At 48.1% G+C, this 15,856-nt stretch carries 17 protein-coding genes; 2 read left to right on the top strand and 15 right to left on the bottom strand.

The window, feature by feature from the left end; all coding sequences use genetic code 11:
* Positions 1-35 precede the first annotated feature (35 nt).
* From rseP to rpsB, 8 genes are all read right to left on the bottom strand, one after another.
* Positions 36-1,313: an RIP metalloprotease RseP gene (rseP, locus tag EKM75_RS09915; RefSeq protein ID WP_125694209.1), complete on the bottom strand. Its 1,278-nt coding sequence runs from the start codon at positions 1,311-1,313 to the stop codon at positions 36-38.
* Positions 1,314-1,407: 94 nt separating this feature from the next.
* Complete coding sequence (locus EKM75_RS09910) at positions 1,408-2,196, bottom strand: phosphatidate cytidylyltransferase (protein ID WP_125694206.1); 789 nt, start codon at positions 2,194-2,196, stop codon at positions 1,408-1,410.
* Between the two features lie 23 nt (positions 2,197-2,219).
* Positions 2,220-3,008: an isoprenyl transferase gene (locus EKM75_RS09905; protein ID WP_225426702.1), complete on the bottom strand. Its 789-nt coding sequence runs from the start codon at positions 3,006-3,008 to the stop codon at positions 2,220-2,222.
* 102 nt (positions 3,009-3,110) lie between these two features.
* On the bottom strand, positions 3,111-3,533 hold the full coding sequence (locus EKM75_RS09900) for a hypothetical protein (protein ID WP_125694202.1): 423 nt from the start codon (positions 3,531-3,533) through the stop codon (positions 3,111-3,113).
* A gap of 26 nt (positions 3,534-3,559) precedes the next feature.
* Positions 3,560-4,117 carry a ribosome recycling factor gene (gene frr / locus EKM75_RS09895; RefSeq protein ID WP_125694200.1) on the bottom strand — a complete coding sequence of 186 codons (558 nt, stop codon included), beginning with the start codon at positions 4,115-4,117 and terminating at the stop codon, positions 3,560-3,562.
* Between the two features lies 1 nt (position 4,118).
* The gene (gene pyrH, locus EKM75_RS09890; protein ID WP_125681083.1) at positions 4,119-4,841 is read right to left on the bottom strand and encodes a UMP kinase; all 723 of its coding nucleotides are present in this window, start codon (positions 4,839-4,841) and stop codon (positions 4,119-4,121) included.
* A gap of 211 nt (positions 4,842-5,052) precedes the next feature.
* The gene (gene tsf, locus EKM75_RS09885) at positions 5,053-5,937 is read right to left on the bottom strand and encodes a translation elongation factor Ts (RefSeq protein WP_125681081.1); all 885 of its coding nucleotides are present in this window, start codon (positions 5,935-5,937) and stop codon (positions 5,053-5,055) included.
* 150 nt (positions 5,938-6,087) lie between these two features.
* Entirely contained in the window at positions 6,088-6,891 is an 804-nt protein-coding gene (rpsB, locus tag EKM75_RS09880; protein ID WP_125694198.1) for a 30S ribosomal protein S2, read from the bottom strand.
* Positions 6,892-7,128: 237 nt separating this feature from the next.
* Between rpsB and EKM75_RS09875 the strand changes: the two genes are divergently transcribed.
* A complete protein-coding gene (locus EKM75_RS09875; protein WP_125694196.1) occupies positions 7,129-7,848 on the top strand; it encodes an HAD family hydrolase in 720 nt (239 codons plus the stop codon).
* Positions 7,849-8,476: 628 nt separating this feature from the next.
* Here EKM75_RS09875 and EKM75_RS09870 read toward each other — a convergent pair.
* The 3 genes from EKM75_RS09870 to EKM75_RS09860 form a co-directional block, all read right to left on the bottom strand.
* Entirely contained in the window at positions 8,477-9,472 is a 996-nt protein-coding gene (locus EKM75_RS09870; RefSeq protein WP_125694194.1) for a D-2-hydroxyacid dehydrogenase, read from the bottom strand.
* A gap of 86 nt (positions 9,473-9,558) precedes the next feature.
* Entirely contained in the window at positions 9,559-9,828 is a 270-nt protein-coding gene (locus EKM75_RS09865) for a GIY-YIG nuclease family protein (RefSeq protein ID WP_125694192.1), read from the bottom strand.
* Positions 9,815-10,570: a tRNA1(Val) (adenine(37)-N6)-methyltransferase gene (locus EKM75_RS09860; RefSeq protein WP_125694190.1), complete on the bottom strand. Its 756-nt coding sequence runs from the start codon at positions 10,568-10,570 to the stop codon at positions 9,815-9,817. Before EKM75_RS09860 ends, EKM75_RS09865 begins: the two co-directional genes overlap by 14 nt.
* Before the next feature lie 101 nt (positions 10,571-10,671).
* Between EKM75_RS09860 and EKM75_RS09855 the strand changes: the two genes are divergently transcribed.
* Positions 10,672-11,325 (top strand): lysophospholipid acyltransferase family protein, encoded by a 654-nt coding sequence (locus tag EKM75_RS09855; RefSeq protein WP_125694188.1) that lies wholly within the window; start codon positions 10,672-10,674, stop codon positions 11,323-11,325.
* Positions 11,326-11,458: 133 nt separating this feature from the next.
* Here EKM75_RS09855 and EKM75_RS09850 read toward each other — a convergent pair whose 3' ends face one another.
* From EKM75_RS09850 to EKM75_RS09835, 4 genes are all read right to left on the bottom strand, one after another.
* Positions 11,459-13,252, bottom strand: a complete 1,794-nt coding sequence (locus tag EKM75_RS09850) for an ABC transporter ATP-binding protein (protein ID WP_125694186.1) — start codon at positions 13,250-13,252, stop codon at positions 11,459-11,461.
* Positions 13,242-15,002 carry an ABC transporter ATP-binding protein gene (locus EKM75_RS09845; RefSeq protein ID WP_125694184.1) on the bottom strand — a complete coding sequence of 587 codons (1,761 nt, stop codon included), beginning with the start codon at positions 15,000-15,002 and terminating at the stop codon, positions 13,242-13,244. The genes EKM75_RS09850 and EKM75_RS09845 overlap by 11 nt, the downstream gene beginning before the upstream one ends.
* A gap of 138 nt (positions 15,003-15,140) precedes the next feature.
* Positions 15,141-15,365, bottom strand: coding sequence for a YneF family protein (locus EKM75_RS09840; RefSeq protein ID WP_125681063.1), 225 nt, complete (start codon positions 15,363-15,365; stop codon positions 15,141-15,143).
* A 102-nt stretch (positions 15,366-15,467) separates the two neighbouring features.
* The gene (locus EKM75_RS09835; RefSeq protein WP_125681061.1) at positions 15,468-15,716 is read right to left on the bottom strand and encodes a DUF896 domain-containing protein; all 249 of its coding nucleotides are present in this window, start codon (positions 15,714-15,716) and stop codon (positions 15,468-15,470) included.
* Between the last annotated feature and the right edge of the window lie 140 nt (positions 15,717-15,856).

The following is a 15,856-nucleotide window of genomic DNA, read 5'->3' as shown; positions in this document are numbered from 1 at the left end:
AGCAAATATTCCCTTCTAGTGACGTCTTAATTCTGTTAATGAATGAAGAAGCGTTCAATATCGTTCCACGTGACTAACAACATCAGTAGAACTAAGAACCCCACCCCAACCAGCGTAATCCCTGCTTCCACGTTTTCTGAAAGAGGTTTGCGCCGAATGGCCTCAATTATGTTTAATAATATTTTACCACCATCTAGGGCTGGAATTGGGATTAAATTAACAATTGCCAGGTTGATCGACAGGAAGGCCAAGAAGTTCAGCACGCCGACCATCCCAAACTTAGTGGCCTGAGAGGTTGTCGCAAAGATGGCCACAGGACCACCCAAGTCGTTCAAACTAAAGTGACCGGAAACCATGCTCCAGAGCGCTCCTAGTAACGTCTTAGTCATCGTCCAAGTCTGCGTAAAGCCGGAAGCCAGAATCGCCCCAACGTGCTTATTCTGCGCCTGTGTAATACCAATCATTCCGACGGTCTTCCCGTTGGACTTTTGACCAGCCGGTTTCAACACGATTTGTTTCGTCGCTGATCCCCGTTTGATCGTTAATGTCGTCTTCTTGTTAGCCCGCGGCTGAATAGCGGTACTTAGATCCGTCCAGCTACTGGTCTTCTTACCATCAACGGCCATGATTTTATCATTGGTCTTAATGCCAGCCTTTTGAGCCACCGAAACCGGTGAACTCGCCACTGTGACCTGGTTAGTGCCCATTGGCACACCACCCTGCACAAAGGCCATCAACATGTAGGCAACGATGGCCAGAAAGATGTTGTTCATCGGTCCAGCGAAGTTGGTCATCAGTCGCCGGCCCAAAGAAGCGGATTGAAATTGAACGTCTTTCGGCGCAATTTGTAGTTCCGTTCCATCACTTTCAATAATCGTGGCATCGTGAGCCACTGGATAGCGTTTGACTTCGGACTCATCGCCGTTTTCATAACCCTCGATCCAGAGTTCCTCCTCCAAATCGGTCCCGGTTACTTCCAACGGAATCCCGTTGAACAACGTCGATTTTTTACTGGTGTTAATGCGTTGGACTTTCTCGTCATCCCCAACGTAGAGGCTCACAGGCGTCCCAGGTTTCAATTCTTCTTCGTCGTCTTCAGCACCCGCCATGCGGACGTACCCACCAACTGGTAAGAGGCGCAACGTATACGTCGTGCCGTCCTTCCCCCGGTGATAGACCAATTTGGGACCCATCCCGATAGAGAACTCCCGAACTAGGATACCGCCTCGCTTGGCAAAGTAAAAGTGCCCAAATTCATGCACGATTACCAGGATCCCAAAAACAATGATAAAGGTAATAATCGTCGTAATCACAGATGTCGTCCCTTCTTCAAGTACTGTTCGTTGTTTTTTACCTGCTCCCTAGCATACCTTAACGACCCGCTGAGACGCAAGCGAACAGCTAGACTTAGATCAACCCAAAGAGGTGAATGACGGGAAGAACTAACAATAAACTATCGAACCGGTCCAAAATACCACCGTGGCCAGGTAAGATCTTACCAGAATCCTTAACACCGTAATACCGCTTCAAGGCAGACTCAACCAAGTCGCCAAACTGACCGGTAACGGAGAAAATCAGCGTCAGTAAAATCATGATTCCCAAGTTAAAGTTCCCAATTGGGTAAAAGTACCAGAAAACGGTCCCGACGATGGTGGCGACCAGCGTCCCCCCAATCGAACCTTCCCAGGTCTTGTTAGGGCTGATATGTGGGGCTAATTTATGCTTCCCAATCTTACGCCCAATCATATAGGCACCAGAGTCCGTCGTCCACACAATGAAGAGCGCGTACAACAAGGCGACCAAGCCAACGCCTCTAGCTTCAATAAAGAAGTGGAACCCAATTCCGATGTATAACATGCTTAAGGTAATCACCCCGGCATCGTCGAACGAGAACCGGTTCTTGGAAACCACCGTCCGCAACAATAATAGCAGGACAAATAGGTAAACGATGTACCAAGGATTTAAATAGCTGGGTAACCAATCCCACCAACTTGAGGGGGCAATCACCGCAATGATCCCAATTCCAGAAATCCAAGCCTCTGGACTGATCAGAAGTTTCTTCCGCATGATCAGCACTTCAGAAAGCGCCACTAATCCTAATGCAACGGCTGCAATATCTACCCAGATACCCCCAGCAATGATAATGGGAATAAAGATAATCAACGCAACAACTGCTGTAATAACCCGTTGTCTCATTTCACAAGCTCCTCAATTCAATTTTATTTCGTGTTGTCGGTGGCTAACCCACCAAAACGACGGTGACGCTGCTGATACTCATAAATTGCTTGTTCTAGCGCCGTTTGATCAAAGTCTGGCCAGTGTTGTTGAGTGAAGACAAATTCACTGTAGGCCACCTGCCAGAGCATAAAATTAGAAAGTCGTTCTTCACCACTCGTCCGAATCAAAAGGTCGGGGTCTCTTAACCCATCCAAATCAGCCGTCATCAATTCTCGACCGATGGCTTCATCATCAATATCAGTGGCAGTCAACTGACCTGCTTGCACCTCTTCGGCCAGCTTTTGAACAGCCGTGACAATCTCTGCTCGACCCCCATAATTCAAGGCAAAATTCAACACCATCCCGGTGCAGTCCTTAGTGTCCGCAATCGCATCGTTGACAGCTTTTTGCGTTGCAGCCGGTAACTGGTCCGTGTACCCCATGACCTTGACCCGAATATTATTCTTCACCAAATCGGGCACAAACGTCCCAAAGAAGTCGACAGGCAGCTTCATCAGATAATTAACCTCTGCTGACGGCCGTTTCCAATTTTCAGTAGAAAACGCGTACAGGGTCAAGACTTTTACCCCAAGATCACTAGCAGCCTTTGCAACCGTTTTGACAGTGTTCATTCCTTGTTTGTGACCCGCAATTCGCGGCAAATGGCGTTGTTGAGCCCAACGACCATTACCATCCATAATAATAGCAACGTGAGCGGGAATATTGGCATCATCCAGTTGCCGTTCTTCAACTTCACCTGTGGTTTGATCCTTATTTAAAAAAGAAAACACGGCGCACCTCCATTGGTCTTTACAACCTCTCATCATAACAAAAAAAGGACCGGGAAACTATCCCGGCCCCTAAATTGAGCAAAAATTTAGTTTTTGACCGGCTTACTCAATTAACCGCCATTCGCCGCGCTTGGCATCAACTAAGGTCCCAAAGTAGCTCAACAGGTTGTTGGCGTCTTCGGCGCTAACTTCACCCAAGAGGTTCAGGCCTTCCCCAGTTGGTAATGGATCGCCTAAGTCAGTAATTTCGTTGCCATTTTCGATGGTAGCCTTGGAGAAAGAAATGATCCAGTCATCACCAATCAGTTGCGTAATGACAAAGAACAAGTTGAAATCATCACTTACAAAGGCAGGTTGGGCGTACACGCCCTCCTGAATCTGTTCAAGTTCGGCACCGTTGTAGTTCAATACTGAAACATTTTCAGCATTAACCGCGTTGTTTAGCCGAAAGACCATTTTCCCAAATTCCTTAGAACCCGGGGTGATTTCCATGTTGTCTTGGTTGTTTTCGTTTTCTTCTGCCATTTTTAAGCGCTCCTTCTCAGTTGGTTTTAGTCAGTTAAAATTTCTTTTTCCTTGTCAGCGGCAATTGCGTCAACGCCCTTGATGGCCTTGTCGGTAACCTTCTGAACTTGGTCTTCCAGGTTGTGCAGGTCGTCATCAGTGTAGTCACCATTCTTATGGCCCTTCTTGACAGCGTCCATCGCATCGCGCCGAACATTTCTGACAGCGACTTTGCCTTCTTCAGCCTTAGACTTAACCGTCTTAGCAATTTCTTTACGCCGTTCTTCGGTTAATTGTGGAATGACCAAACGAATAGCCGTTCCGTCATTAGCTGGTGTAATCCCGACATCGGATTCCATGATACCCTTCTCGATGTCTTCCAAAGCAGACTTGTCGTAAGGCGTTACCATTAAGATCCGTGGTTCTGGAATCGTAATGGCTGCCACTTGATTCAATGGCGTTTGGGCGCCGTAGTAGTTGACCATGACCCGATTCAAGATGCTGGCGTTAGCTCGACCGGCACGAATTGTTCCCAATTCACGCTTCAGGGCTTCCTCAGCCTTCTTCATTTTATCCTGTGCAGTTGTAACTATCTGATCTGCCATATTATTTACCCCTTACTGTTGTCCCGATATTTTCGCCTTCAACAACCTTGCGAATATTACCTTGCTTGTTCAGGTTGAAAACGACGAATGGGATATCATTGTCCATAGAAAGTGAGCTTGCCGTCGTGTCCATCACGTGTAAGCCCTTGTTGATAATGTCTAGTTGTGTCAGTTGGTCAAACTTAACAGCATCTGGATCCTTGTTAGGATCGGCTGAGTAGATACCGTCGACCCCGTTCTTAGCCATCAAGATGGCATCGGCGTTAATTTCAGCTGCTCGCAGTGCTGCCGTCGTATCCGTGGAGAAGTATGGGCTACCGGTCCCCCCGGCGAAGATAACGACCCGTTCCTTTTCCAAGTGACGAATGGCCTTACGCCGAATGTAAGGTTCTGCAATCTGACGCATTTCGATAGAAGTTTGAACCCGCGTTGGAACCCCGATTGATTCCAAATTATCCTGGAGTGCTAACGCGTTCATGATGGTTGCTAACATGCCAATGTAGTCGGCTTGGGCCCGTTCCATGCCCATCTGTTCACCAGACACGCCACGCCACATGTTTCCACCACCAACCACAATAGCGATTTGGATGCCCAAATTATAGACATCCTTGACCTCTTCCGCTACGGTTTTAATTACTGGCGGATTAATGCCAAATCCCTTATCACCGGCTAAAGCTTCGCCGCTGAGCTTCAGCATAATCCGTTTATACTTTACGTCCGCCATTGTGTTTCCTCCTATTGTATTCTGACAATAATTCTATCATAAACCCAGGGCTAGTGATAGTCACGGGCGATGAATTACCCATTTTCCTTACAATTCTTGCTGTATTTCTGAAATGTGGGTCACCGTTAGCCAATCACTGACCGGTACACCACCCGTGAAGCTAAAAAAAAAGCGTAGTTTCCAAGTGGAATCTACGCTTTCTTTCAAAAAATTAACCGTTGATTTGGTCTTGAACTTCTTTAGCCAGGTCAACCGTTGGCTTTTCGATTCCTTCACCGACTTCGTAACGAACGAACTTGACTAACTTGCCACCCTTGCTAGCAACAAATTGGCTAACAGTTTGGTCGCCATCTTTAACAAATGGTTGGTCAGCTAAGCTGATTTCTGACAAGAACTTGTGTAAACGACCTTCGACCATCTTTTCAACGATCTTTTCAGGCTTGCCTTCGTTCAAGGCTTCTTGCTTCAGAACTTCACGTTCGTGTGCTAAACGATCAGCAGGAATGTCATCGCGAGAAACGAACTCAGGGTTGATAGCAGCAACGTGCATAGCAACATCCTTAGCAGTTGCTTCATCAGCACCTTCTAAGACAACTAATGCAGCAATTTGGCCACCTTGGTGTAAATATGAACCAAATACTTGGCTGTCCGTCTTCTTTTCAATAGCGAAACGACGTAATTGCACGTTTTCACTCGTAACTTGGGTCGTCTTAACGATTTCTTCGTTGATAGTTGACCCATCGGCAGTTGGTAAAGCCAAAGCAGCGTCTAAGTCAGCTGGTTGCTTGGCAGCAATCGTGTCAGCAACTAAATCAACTAAACCATTGAAGGTGTCGTTGGTTGCAACGAAGTCAGTTTCTGAGTTCACTTCGATGATAGCGGCGGTATTACCGTCAACCTTCACCCGAGCTAAACCGTTAGCAGCAACGTTGCCGCTCTTCTTCTTAGCCTTAGCGATACCCTTTTCACGTAAGAAGTCGATGGCTTTGTCCATGTCGCCTTCAGAAGCAACCAGAGCCTTCTTAGCATCCATCATCCCAACTTGGGTCTTGTCCCGTAATTCTTTTACTTGTGCCGCAGTGATTTTGCTTGCCATGTGTAATGGCCTCCTTTTATCATTTCATCTAATTCACCAAAAAAGACTGACTCAATCTCAGGCCATTATCGGTCCTAAACATTAAGCCAGCCTAAGGTGCTTTAAATCTATATTTGGAAAGTAGCAGTTAACCCGCTACCTTGCATTTAATTACTTGTTGTCGCCTTCGACAGCGTTAACGATGCTTTCCATTGAGTTGTCAGCGGTCTTCTTGTCGCCCTTAGCGGCATCAGACTTTTGGCCTTCAAAGGTCTTTTCGTTAACTTGGTCTTCACCCTGACGGCCTTCAACGATAGCGTCAGCCATCTTAGAAGTGATCAGACGAACGGCACGGATAGCATCATCGTTAGATGGGATAACCACGTCAATTTCGTCTGGGTCAGTGTTCGTATCAACCATGGCAACGATCGGAATGTTCAACTTTTGTGCTTCGTGAACAGCGATTTGTTCCTTGCGAGGGTCAACGATAAACATAACGTCAGGCAGCTTAGGCATGTCTTCGATACCACCTAAGAAACGTTCCAACTTGTCTTGAGACTTCTTAAGTAAGGAAACTTCCTTCTTAGGAAGAACATCAAAAGTACCGTCGGTAGCCATCTTCTTCAAGGACTTAAGACGCTTGATCCGAGTTTGAATGGTTTCCCAGTTAGTCAAAGTCCCACCTAACCAACGGTGGTTAACGTAGTATTGACCAGAACGGGTAGCTTCTTCTTCGATAGAATCTTGAGCTTGCTTCTTCGTACCAACGAACAGAACAACGGCGCCTTTAGCAGCTTCGTCCTTCATGTAGTTGTAAGCAGCGTCAATCAACTTCACCGTCTTTTGCAAGTCGATGATGTAGATACCGTTACGTTCCGTGAAGATGTATTGCTTCATCTTAGGGTTCCAACGACGGGTTTGGTGACCAAAGTGGACACCGGCTTCGAGCAGTTGTTTCATTGAAATAACAGCCATGATAAAATGCCTCCAAATAGTTTTTGATTTCCTCCCCCACGCTCATTTGACCAGAGAACTCGCAAGCGAGCACCCCTCCAGTCATCACGCAAGGTGTGAATTGGCGCATACGCACCGAGAGTTATTATACAAAATCGCGGGCCCTAACACAAGGAAAATCGTGAAAGTTTTGCATTAAATTGGAAAAAAAAGCTGGTTGTGGTAAACTGCTTAGGACTTACATGAGGAGGAACGAACATGATAAAAGCGGTCGTCTTCGATGTCGATGACACGCTCTATGACCAAAAAGCCCCGTTTGTAGCGGCTTTGCGGACACAGCTACAGTTACCAGCTGACTATGATCTAGACCCAATTTTTCAGTCCTATCGGCAACAAAGTATGCAAGCCTACGCCGAGGTCTCCAGTGGTCGCTGGTCGCGTGAAGAAATGGCCGTTAACCGGTTAAATATCGCGCTCCAACAACAAAACTTGCCGGGTGTGACCACGGCTCAAGCGTTAGATTTTGAGCAAGCCTACACCCATGGCCTGAATCACATTGAACTCTTCCCCGGCTTAAAGACGGCCCTTGACCGTCTTCACGCCCAATTCCAATTGGGCATCATTACCAACGGTAAAACGCAACACCAATTGGCAAAAGTCATGCGGTTACAGATGCACCGCTGGATCGACCGCGAAGCCATCCTCACTTCAGAGGATGCTGGCGTGGAAAAACCCGACCCTCAAATTTTTACCATGATGAACCGGCGTTTAGGCCTGCGGGCTAGCGAAGTGGCCTACGTCGGTGATTGCTACAGCATGGATGTCAAGGCCGCCAAAAAAGCTGGCTGGCATGCCTTTTGGTTCAATCACCGCAACCTGGAAATTCCAGATGGCGAGTGGATTCCTGACCAAACTGTTGGCAACGCCTCTGAGTTACAAGATCTATTACTGGCATTGAGTGCCGTTTCTGAATTTTAGGAAACTTAATTAACGCGACTTTCTCAATTTATTGAGGAGGTCGTTTTTTGTTTGCTATCAAATGCACTAACTTGGTCGCGCTCCGGCGGCCAGGGACGGGGCCTGCCGTGGGGACGCTTCAGCCAAAGACCGGGCTTCCCGCTCGCTTTGAAGCCACGAAACCCACCTGTCTGCAAAGACGCCCATATCGTAAGCTAGCAAAGTACGCCAGCTAACGATATTTTCACGGCCGGCCCCGCCCCTGGCCACCTCCGCTTAAATGGCACATTACTGCGACAAATGTCGGTTTCCTACATAAATTGAAACTGGCTCATCGACTTCACCGATGGCTTGTTAACCCATTCATCAAGTTGAACGTTTAAGAACAACTACAACATAATTACGCTAGTTTGCGAGCAATCCACCTAACCTTAGAAGTGCTATTCGACGCTCATTATCTTTAGAAATACACATTATCTCGAACTGGCTCAGACCATATCGGCCGGTCGGTTTTATTGACAATTGCCTCACACCTGACTAACCCAAACAGGCCTGAGAAAAATCTCAGGCCTGTTTCTATTTCTCAAATCTAATTATCAGTGATGGCGGCGGTAAGGTAAAAAGCGGCTACCAGCAACTCCTCGAAACCTTAAAACGCCACTTCATTCTCAGCTTGGCCCGTTTCAATCAACTGTTTGTTGTTATTTAGAGCAAACTGCACCATGTTCTTCACAGCAGTTCGGGTGTAGAACGCCACATGCGGTGTTACCAACACATTTTCCCGCTTCAGCAGGTTTTTCAACCGTTCATCAGGAATCGCATCAAAACTGCCGAAATCGGTGTTAAAAATACCGACTTCATCCTCGTAGACGTCCAAAGCAGCCCCGGCCACTTTGCCACTGTCTAGTGCCCGAATCAACGCATCAGTATCGATCAATGCTCCCCGCGCAGGGTTCAAGATCCAGACACCATCCTTCATCTTGCTGAAGGCTTCGTCATTCAACATCTTATCATTTTCTTTGGTGGCGGGTGCGTGTAGAGAAATCACATCGGCTTGCGCGTATAAATCGTCCAGTGTATCCACGTAAATTCCCTGCTTTTCTAGCTCAGGATTATGGAAGACGTCGTACGCAATCACCTTGGCACCAAACCCCCGATAGATTTGCATGGCTGCCCGACCGATTCGCCCTGTGGCCACAATACCAACTGTCATGGTGTTCAACTCGTCGGCAATATCCGGTGCCCAGGTCAAATCGCCCTGCGCCTGCTTGCGGTCAAAAGTTGGTGTCCGTCGTAATAAGCGCATCAACTGGGTCACCGTCAATTCGGCAATGGCTGCCGGTGAATACGCGGGCACGTTGGTGACCTTGAACCCATTGCGTTTCACCGCGTTAGCGTCAACGTTATCGACCCCCACGTTCCGCAGAGATAAGTTGGTGACGCCGTTAGCTGCCAATTGATCCAGAACTGCTGCAGTGTACGGCTTTTGTTGATAAACCACTGCCCCGTCATAGCCCTTAGCAAGACCGACAGTCGTTTCATCCAATAAATCTCCGACTGCCTTGACCGCAATGCCCTGTTCTTCGGACCATTCGTCCAAGTAAGGTCGTTCATCGTCACGGATGCCATAAGCAATAATTTTCACAGTAAGTTCCTCCTTAGATAGCTGAGTCTATGACCCTTTTCTGTTGCACTCGCTCAGGATACCATGATGGTTAAATAATTGCCTAGTCAAACGCTCACGCCATGCGCGGCTAAGTAAGCCAACTTCTTTTGCCGACTCTGATGTTTGAAAGCCCACTCAGCGTGTAAGGCATCGTGTTTAGTCGTAAATTGTTCACTGTAGAGGACCTTTAAGGGGTGATGAACGCGGGTGTATTTAGCCCCCTTGCCAGCAACGTGCGTGGCAAACCGCTTGGCCACGTCCGTGGTAAACCCACCATAGAGTGAGTTGTCCTCACAGAGCAGGACATAAAAGTAGTAAAATTTATCGGTTACCATAGAGCAGCGCCCCCACTTCCGGCGTGTAATGGCCCTGGGCATCATAAACCGTAATAGGTGCTGGAAAGCGGACGCCCCCTGGCTTACCATCCTTGATTGCCTCGACTAAGACCATGTTGGCCTCCTTGCCTGGCTTCGGATGAACGAGTCGAATTCGTTTAGGCGCCAGACGATTCGCACTCATCAGCTGCAACAATTGCAGTAACCGGTCCGGCCGATGAACGAAATAAGCCTTCCCATTCATCTTGAGGAGCCCACTGGCAGTCTGAACGATAGTCGCCAGGTTGGTCGTAATTTCATGTCGCGCAATGGCCAAGTATTGGTTTGGATTCTTCTGACTATCCGGCAAATCTTCAAAATACGGTGGGTTACAGGTCACGACGTCCACCGAATCCTTGGGAATCCACTGGTTAACGTCGGCTAAATCACCCTCGAAGACAGTCATTTGTTGGGCTAACTGGTTCAAGGCAATACTTCGCCGGGCCATGTCAGCTAATCGTGGTTGAATTTCCACCTCAGCAATCTGTCCGCGGGTTTGATGGCTCATAAATAAACCGACGGCCCCGTTACCAGCACACAGGTCAACGGTCTGACTAGTCGCACGGACCGGTAGCTTAGCAAAGTCCGCCAATAAAACGGCATCGAGAGAGAAAGCAAAAACTTCAGGACTTTGAATAATTTGGATATCTTGACTATATAGCTGGTCAATTCGTTCATCAGCTCGTAATTCAGGGGTGGACACGGAACGCTACCTTCTTTCAATTTTTACAGAGATTGCTTGCAACCCAGGCCATTTTTTTGCATACTAGATGCAATAGAGTCACTGCGAGAGGAGCAAGACACATGTTTTATTCGTTTCTGCGGAACGTTATTCGCGTCATTCTGTTCATTGTGAACGGCAAGGCCAAATACCTCAACCGCGAAAAGTTACCAGAGGGTCCCTACATCTTGGTGGGTCCCCACCGAACCTGGTTCGATCCCGTCTACTTTGCGTTGGCGGCCAGTCCCCGTAAGTTCGGTTTCATGGCAAAGGAAGAACTCTTTCAAGGTTCCATTTTCCGATGGCTGCTCCACCATGTCAATGGTTTTCCAGTAAATCGTGAGCATCCGGGGCCTTCAGCCATTAAGACACCGGTCCGAATGCTTCGCCAGGGAGATATTTCGTTGATCATCTTCCCTTCCGGTTCACGACACTCTCAGGAGCTCAAAGCTGGGGCAGCGGTAATTGCCAAGATGGCCAAGGTGCCCTTAGTCCCGGCCGTTTACCAGGGACCGCTGACCTTTAAGCGGTTATTCTCCAGAAAACGGGTCACGGTAGCTTTCGGCGACCCCATCACGATTGACCGTAAACTTAAGCTGGATGACGATGGCCAGGCATCGGTTGAACGGCAGATGCAAGACGCCTTCAACCAACTCGACCAACAGATCAATCCTAACTTTCACTACGTCGATGTGACTGGTGAGAAAAAGGCTGAAAAAGCAAACAAAGAACACTAAGCATTTAAAAACCGCGACACTTTCCGATTGGAAGGTGTCGCGGTTTTTTGGTTGAAATTTTAATGGATTACAGCCGGCTTGTGTCGCCCTAATCCCCTCATTGTGCTGCTACCGTTCACTAATCAGTTAACTACTATTCAACGTGCGCTGAATTCTGCAGTTGAATCATATCATAGTAGTAACCGTGCTTGGCCATCAGCTCATCGTTATTGCCTCGTTCAACAATTTTCCCTTGGTTCAGAACTAAAATCAAATCAGCGTTCTGAATCGTGGATAGTCGGTGGGCAATCGCAATAGTGGTCCGGTTTTCTTGAATCCGATCTAACCCATTTTGAATCATCGTTTCGGTTTCGGTATCCACGTTGGCGGTGGCTTCGTCCAGGATTAGAATTTTAGGATCAGTGACCACCGTCCGGGCAAAGGTAATCAATTGCCGTTGACCAGCAGAGTATTCAGTTCCCCGTTCCAAAACGGGCGTTTCGTAGCCTTTCGGTAATTGATCAATAAAATCATCCGCCTGAACAAAGTGCGCTGCCCGTTCAACCTGTTCGTCCGAAATGTTTGGATTAAACATGCGGATATTGGTTTGAATGTCCCCGTAAAAAAGTTGGGGTTCCTGTAGAACCAGTCCTAATTTTGACCGCAATTCTTCCGCAGGATAGTCGCGAATATCTCGATCATCGATCAAGACTTCACCAGCTTGAAATTCATAGAACCGCATTAACACGTTAATCGTGGAAGTCTTCCCAGAACCCGTTTGCCCAACCAGGGCCACGGTCTGGCCGGGTTCCGCCACGAAAGAAACGTCACGCAGAACTGGATGTTCTTTATCATAAGCAAAGGTCACGTGACGAAATTCCACTTTCCCCTCGGTAATTTTAGCATCCGCCACGGGGTGTTGTTGTGGCGCAAGCGTTTGGTCGTCTAAGATCCGCAAGACTCGGGAACCAGCGACCATTCCATTTTGAAAATCACTCAAGTTATCCATCATATTGCTCATGGGACTGTAAAAGTTGTTCAGGTACGTAATAAATGCGTAAATCACCCCGGCAGCCACGACTTCGTGTAGCCCCCGAATCCCGAACATCCCCAGCACAATTACCGTGCCGAGCGCGTAGAACAAATTAATGATGGGACTCAACAATAACGAGTTAGTTCGAATCATGTCACGTCGCGTCCCGTAATAGGCCTGGTTGGTCTTTTTGAAATTACCAGCCGTCCGCTTTTCTTGACGGAACTCTTGAATGACACTGATTCCCGTAATCGCTTCTGCCAGCTTAGTGTTCAGCTCACTCAACCGTTCCCGCATTCGCCGGTAAACCTTTGAACTGAACCGTTGGTAGTACCAGATGGTCAACGCTAAGAACGGGACCAGTACCAGCGTCCACAAGGCTACCTTTACGTCCGTGGCGTACATCGCGATGAAAGAAGAAATCACCGCAAACAACGCCAGCACCAGGGTGTTAAACAGTGCCCAGAAGTTAGAAAAGGTCATGGTATCGTTCATCAACCGAGATAGAATCGAGCCCCCCGGGGTCTGATCAAAGTAGCGCATGCCCTTACCATGAAGGTCCTTAAAAAGCTTCCGCCGGACATTTTCCAGCATGTACTCGGCCCCCATCGTACTGGTGTAATTTTGCCAGAATTGGAAGAGAGCTTTGAAAACCATCCCCATCAGGTAAAGACCAGCAAACATCCACATGATGGCCACCGTGGCATTATCCGTCCGCAGGTACCGGTCCATGTAGACCTGGAGGAGCCACGGCAGGAAGACGTTAACGGCACTGATCACTGCCGACAGAACAACTGAACCAATGAAGAACCACTTGTATGGGGCGGCAAACTTAAACAACCGTTTGATGACCGTCAACTGTTCCTTGGTGGACATACTGTGCGCCCACGCGGATTGATGTTGATTATCTGCCATCGCTAACGCCTCCCTTCACTTGCGTCTCTAATTGTTGCTGGACGAACATCCGTTGATACCAACCGTGGGTGGCCATCAACTCAGCGTGAGTCCCCCGTTCAACGACGGCACCGTGGTCTAAGACCAGAATCTCATCGGCATTCATGACGGAACTCAACCGGTGAGCAGAAATAATCGTCGTCTTGTTGGCCCGTTCTGCCTTCAGGTTGGCCAGAATTTCGGCTTCCGTTTCAGCATCGACGGCCGACAACGCGTCATCCAAAATCAATAACTCGGGATTGATCAACAAGGCCCGGGCGATGGCTAACCGTTGTCGTTGACCACCGGAAAGCGAAATCCCCTCTTCACCGACCTCTGTATCGTAGCCAGCGGGTAACTTACTAATTTGGCCAGCCAAATCGCTCTTGGCAGCCGCGGCTTCCACCTGTTCCTGCGTGGCATCTGGTTGGGCAAAACGAATATTCTCGAAAATGTTCGATGAAAATAGGAAGCTTTCTTGTGGCACGTACCCGATGGCTGGCAGATAACTATCCAGCGCGTAATCCTTAATGGGGTGACCCCCAAAGTCAATTTCACCGGCGTACGTATCAAACTCCCGTAGAATCAACTTCATGATCGTTGACTTCCCAGCACCAACCCGACCAACGATTCCTAACGTGTGGCCAGCGGGTAACTCGAAATCGATCTGTTTCAAGCTGGCACCTGCGTCATCGGGGTAGTCAAACCGATTTACGTGATAGCTGAGGGCCCCCGTAGGCCGTTGTTGTAAGCCATTCGACTTATCAATGATGTGAGTCCGCTGATTCAACAGCTCCATGACCCGGTCATAACTGGCGTTACCCCGTTCCATCGTGTTAAACAACATCCCGACGGCAAACATTGGCCAAACCATCATGGCCAGGTAACTGATGAACGACACCAGGTTCCCAATCGTGATGATTTGATGGTTCACAAAGAGACCGCCTAAAACAATGGTTGCCACGTAGGACAATGAGATCACCAGCGTAATGGCGGGATCAAATAGTGAATCCAGCCGGTTGACGCGGCGATTGATTTGAATGGTGCGGTCGACCTGAGAGTCAAAGTCCGCCACGTCAGCATCTTCCTGGCCCAGGGCTTTGATAACCTTGATGCCACTGATACTTTCTTGTGCCTTGTTGTTCAACCGGGAAAAAGCCGCTTGAGAGGCACCAAAGGCCCGGTGGATCTTCTGACCCAGGTACCACGAGATCAGGGCTAAAAACGGGAATGGAACGATGGCCAGCAGTGTCAACCGCCAGTCGATCAATGTCATCATGGCAATCAACGTGGTCCCACCAGTGATGATGGCGTCGGCAAACTGGAGAATTCCCCCACCAGCAACCCGTTGAATGGCTTCCAAGTCGTTGGTTGCGTGCGCCATGAGATCTCCAGTCCGATACTTTTGGTAGAAGACTCGGTCCATCTTCATGAAATGGCCAAATAACCGGTCCCGCAGTAACTGTTCAAGTCGTGCGGCACCGCCCCAAATGGCGTTCCGCCAAATATAACGGGTCCCGTACTGGGCGAGCGCTGCTAGCGTGACCCATAGTAGATCGATCATGAGCAGCCGTCCCGTCATGGTCTGCCCGTGAATGCCGTCCACCATGTTCCCGATGATTCTGGGGGGTACAATTGCAATGATGGCCGTCAATAATAGGCCGAGCACGCCCATCAGGTAACGCCGCCATTCTAGGCGAAAGTACCAGGCAAGTTTCTTAAAAATACTCACGAACATCCCTCCTCAAAAATTAGAATATGATTAAAATATAGCACAGACTAATATAGTTTACAGATATTTTCATAAAATACAACAAAAAAGACTCACCTCCGCTGAAAACGGTGGTGAGTCTCGGAAGTAAGGTGACCCCTACTTTTTGTTCGCGTTTTGTTGCATCGCGTTCATCATTTGATGTAACTTACGCTGTGAAGGCTTTTGCCCCATCTGTAACATCATTGCTCGTAATTGATCTTCGTTGATCGGTGGATTCTTCTTCAAGTAGTTTTCCATGTACTTACGGGCACCGTAGAAACCTGCGGCAGCACTGGCCAAAGCGACCACGATGAGGATTAAGATCCATATCCAAGTGTGCAAATCGATTCCCCTCCTTCTTCGAAACGTCATTCAATACACAATTTTACACAAATTTAACGCAAATTAAAAGAGCGAATCCCTAATTGGGAGTCGCTTTCCTAATTAATCGTCCCGTAAACCCTTTTTCCGCTGAACTTCTCGAACTTTTTCAGGGGTCACTTCTTCGCCTTGGTCGTTGTAGACTTGCATCATTTCAACCTGGCTCTTAAAGCTTGCTCTAAACAGTTTAAGATACTGTTTACGTAACTTGGCCCGTTCTGCTGTTTCAGCAGGTGTGAGTCCTTCGCCCTTCGCTTTGTGGGCGAGTTCATTGATTCGGACTAATAAGGTGTCCATCGTTGGTTCTGCCATGAACAAACCTCCTTTATTTACTTGACCCATTGTAGCGGGTCGTACCGCTTGTTTTCAAGCCATGACCTATCATATCAGGGTTATTTTCAGATTTCAACCGATTTAACCGAACATCTGTTTGAAAATGTTCGCCACCTATG

Origin of the sequence: Levilactobacillus tongjiangensis (assembly GCF_003946345.1) — a bacterium.
GTDB lineage: Bacteria > Bacillota > Bacilli > Lactobacillales > Lactobacillaceae > Levilactobacillus > Levilactobacillus tongjiangensis.
This window is presented reverse-complemented; position numbering and strand designations above follow the sequence as displayed.

What these genes read in the sequence shown, in the direction of transcription:
- EKM75_RS09850 (WP_125694186.1), bottom strand. Translation starts at nt 13,252, where the DNA reads ATGGCAGATAATCAACATCAATCCGCGTGGGCGCACAGTATGTCCACC.
- EKM75_RS09835 (WP_125681061.1), bottom strand. Translation starts at nt 15,716, where the DNA reads ATGGCAGAACCAACGATGGACACCTTATTAGTCCGAATCAATGAACTC.
- EKM75_RS09900 (WP_125694202.1), bottom strand. Translation starts at nt 3,533, where the DNA reads ATGGCAGAAGAAAACGAAAACAACCAAGACAACATGGAAATCACCCCG.
- tsf (WP_125681081.1), bottom strand. Translation starts at nt 5,937, where the DNA reads ATGGCAAGCAAAATCACTGCGGCACAAGTAAAAGAATTACGGGACAAG.
- EKM75_RS09875 (WP_125694196.1), top strand. Translation starts at nt 7,129, where the DNA reads ATGATAAAAGCGGTCGTCTTCGATGTCGATGACACGCTCTATGACCAA.
- pyrH (WP_125681083.1), bottom strand. Translation starts at nt 4,841, where the DNA reads ATGGCGGACGTAAAGTATAAACGGATTATGCTGAAGCTCAGCGGCGAA.
- EKM75_RS09855 (WP_125694188.1), top strand. Translation starts at nt 10,672, where the DNA reads ATGTTTTATTCGTTTCTGCGGAACGTTATTCGCGTCATTCTGTTCATT.
- frr (WP_125694200.1), bottom strand. Translation starts at nt 4,117, where the DNA reads ATGGCAGATCAGATAGTTACAACTGCACAGGATAAAATGAAGAAGGCT.
- rpsB (WP_125694198.1), bottom strand. Translation starts at nt 6,891, where the DNA reads ATGGCTGTTATTTCAATGAAACAACTGCTCGAAGCCGGTGTCCACTTT.
- EKM75_RS09910 (WP_125694206.1), bottom strand. Translation starts at nt 2,196, where the DNA reads ATGAGACAACGGGTTATTACAGCAGTTGTTGCGTTGATTATCTTTATT.
- EKM75_RS09865 (WP_125694192.1), bottom strand. Translation starts at nt 9,828, where the DNA reads ATGGTAACCGATAAATTTTACTACTTTTATGTCCTGCTCTGTGAGGAC.